This window comes from Microvirga sp. P4_G7 (assembly GCF_056401005.1).
This window is the reverse complement of record NZ_JBFUKD010000449.1, coordinates 1-3182: the sequence shown is the minus strand read 5'-3', so window position 1 is coordinate 3182 and position 3182 is coordinate 1. Positions and strand designations below refer to the sequence as shown.

At 60.8% G+C, this 3182-nt stretch carries 2 protein-coding genes; both read right to left on the bottom strand.

The window, feature by feature from the left end; genetic code table 11:
* The coding region (gene clpA / locus AC1DT3_RS16170; protein WP_477466266.1) for an ATP-dependent Clp protease ATP-binding subunit ClpA at positions 1 to 2430 on the bottom strand (2430 nt) is incomplete at its 3' end.
* A gap of 30 nt (positions 2431 to 2460) precedes the next feature.
* The gene (gene clpS, locus AC1DT3_RS16165) at positions 2461 to 2850 is read right to left on the bottom strand and encodes an ATP-dependent Clp protease adapter ClpS (RefSeq protein WP_477466265.1); all 390 of its coding nucleotides are present in this window, start codon (positions 2848 to 2850) and stop codon (positions 2461 to 2463) included.
* Positions 2851 to 3182 lie beyond the last annotated feature (332 nt).

The following is a 3182-nucleotide window of genomic DNA, read 5'->3' as shown; positions in this document are numbered from 1 at the left end:
GCGGATCGCGCCGCCGCTTCCGCTCGAGCCTTTCGGCTTGGATGATTTTTTGGCCTTAGCACTTCCCGAAGAGCGAGTCTTGCTCTTCTTCTTGGCAGCGTTGGCGACATCCTTTTCGGGCTTGGGCTTCGGCGGGCCTTCGAGATATTCGAAGTCCAAGGTCTTGAGGCCGATCTCATCCGTCTTGACCACGACGCGGACCGCGCCGCCATCCTTCAGACGCCCGAACAGCACGTCGTCCGCGAGTGGTGTCTTGATCGTCATCTGGATCAGACGCGCCATGGGACGAGCGCCCATAGCCTCGTCGTAGCCGTGTTCCACCAACCAGTCGCGCGCTTCGTCCGCGAGCTCGATCGTGACGTTGCGGTCGGCGAGCTGAGCCTCGAGTTGCAGGACGAACTTGTCGACGACCTTCTGCACCACTTCCTTCGGCAGATGACCGAACGAAATGATCGCATCGAGGCGATTGCGGAATTCCGGTGCGAACAGCTTGTTGACCGCCTCCGTGTCGTCCCCTTCCCGCTTGGTCCGGGTAAACCCATAGGCGGGACGAGCGAGATCGGCGGCGCCGGCATTCGTGGTCATGATGATGATCACGTTCCGGAAATCGACCTGCTTGCCATTGTGATCCGTCAGCTTCCCGTGATCCATGACCTGGAGCAGGATGTTGAACAGATCCGGGTGCGCCTTCTCGATCTCGTCGAGAAGCAACACGCAATGCGGATGCTGGTCGATGCCGTCGGTCAGAAGTCCGCCCTGATCGAAGCCGACATAGCCTGGAGGCGCGCCGATCAATCGGCTGACCGTGTGGCGCTCCATATATTCCGACATGTCGAACCGGATCAGCTCGACGCCGAGGCTGAGCGCCAATTGCTTGGCTACCTCGGTCTTGCCGACGCCGGTCGGACCCGCGAAGAGGTACGAACCGATCGGCTTCTCCGGATCGCGCAGGCCGGCGCGGGCGAGCTTGATCGCCGAGGTCAGGGCGTCGATCGGCTTGTCCTGGCCGTAGACGACACGCTGCAGGGTCTCTTTCAGGTGAGCGAGAACCGTCGCATCGTCCTTGGACACCGTCTTGGGCGGAATGCGTGCCATCGTGGCGATGGTGACCTCGATCTCCTTCACGCCGATCGTCTTCTTGCGGCGGCTCTCCGGCAGCAGCATCTGCGACGCGCCGGTCTCGTCGATGACGTCGATGGCTTTGTCGGGAAGCTTACGGTCGTTGATGTAGCGCGCGGACAGCTCCACCGCCGCCTTGATGGCGTCGTGGGTGTACCGGAGCTTATGGAACTCCTCGAAGTACGGCTTCAACCCCTTCACGATCTCGATCGTGTCCGGGATCGTCGGCTCGTTSACGTCGATCTTCTGGAACCGGCGCASSAGSGCGCGATCCTTYTCGAAGTACTGACGGTACTCCTTGTAGGTGGTCGAACCGATGCAGCGCAGCGATCCTTGAGCCAAGGCTGGCTTCAGCAGGTTCGACGCGTCCATGGCGCCGCCGGACGTCGCGCCCGCACCGATGACGGTGTGGATCTCGTCGATGAACATGATGGCGTTGGGATGCGCCTCGATTTCCTTCACGACCTGCTTGAGGCGCTCCTCGAAATCGCCGCGGTAGCGGGTACCGGCGAGGAGCGTGCCCATGTCGAGGGCAAACACCGTCGCGTCGCGCAGAACCTCGGGCACCTCGCCGCGCACGATCTTGCGCGCCAGTCCCTCGGCGATGGCGGTCTTGCCGACGCCAGGATCGCCCACGAGGAGCGGGTTGTTCTTCTGCCGGCGGCAAAGGACCTGGATCGTCCGCTGAACCTCGGGCTCGCGGCCGATGAGCGGATCGATTTTGCCGTCCTTGGCCTTCTTGTTCAGGTTGACGCAATAAGAATCGAGTGCGTCGCCCTTCTTCTTCGGACGGTTATCCTGCTCTTCGGATGCGGGACGCTCGTTCGATTCTTCTTCCGCGCCGCGCGGGGCTCGGTTTTCGGCCATACCGGGGCGCTTGGCGATGCCGTGGCTGATGTAATTGACCGCGTCGTAACGGGTCATGTCCTGTTCTTGCAGGAAATAGGCGGCGTGGCTCTCGCGCTCTGCAAAGATCGCGACGAGCACGTTGGCGCCGGTCACCTCGTCGCGACCGGAGGATTGGACATGGATCACCGCGCGCTGGATCACGCGCTGAAAGCCGGCCGTGGGTTTGGAATCCTGTCTTCCGTCGGCGATCAGGTTCGCCAATTCGGTGTCGACGTACTCGACGAGATTGCGTCTCAGGACATCGAGATCGACATTGCAGGCGCGCATGACGGCGGCGGCGTCCTGATCGTCGATCAGGGCGAGCAGCAAATGTTCGAGCGTCGCATATTCATGACGGCGCTCACCCGCGAGAGCGAGAGCTCGGTGGAGGGCTTGTTCAAGACTGCGAGAAAAGCTCGGCAATGGCTTGTCCTTTGAGACCCAATGTCTCGGCTAGTTCTTTTCCATGACGCATTGGAGAGGATGCTGGTGTTTGCGGGCAAAATCCATCACCTGCGTCACCTTTGTCTCCGCAACCTCATAAGTAAAAACGCCACATTCTCCGACGCCGTTCTGGTGGACATGCAACATGATGCGGGTCGCGTCTTCGCGGTTCTTGTTGAAGAAGCGCTCCAGCACATGCACCACGAACTCCATCGGGGTGTAATCATCGTTCAAAAGAAGCACACGATACAAATTTGGCCGTTTCGTGCGAGTTTTGGTCTTGCTGATGATCGCCGTACCGGAACGACCGTCCTGATCGTCCCCACCGGGATTCTGCCCACCCGCCGCAGCGAGAAGCGTCCAATCCCGCAAGAACAAGGTGCTCCGCGTCGTCAGCATGATCGTTCGACCGCCCCTTCGTCTCAAGTGCTGCGGTTCACCAGAATCGCACGGCTTACGCGCCGTCTCAACCTGCAATCGCCCGCAAGTTTCGCTCTTTCCGGCTCCCGAGATCAACAAGATGGGAGGTCGCAGGCAAAAGCGGAAGAGCCGAATCCCTATCAAAAGCGACGCCAAAGGTCGCGCCTCAACTTTCATCGCGGCGACAACGACAAAAGCCCGGCGCAAGGCCGGGCTTTCCAATCGGGTGGCAGCACCCGCGGTTTGCCTCGTTTCGGAGGCGAAGCGTCGCTTAGGAAGCGAAAGGCTTGGTCACGAAGCTCTCGTAAGGC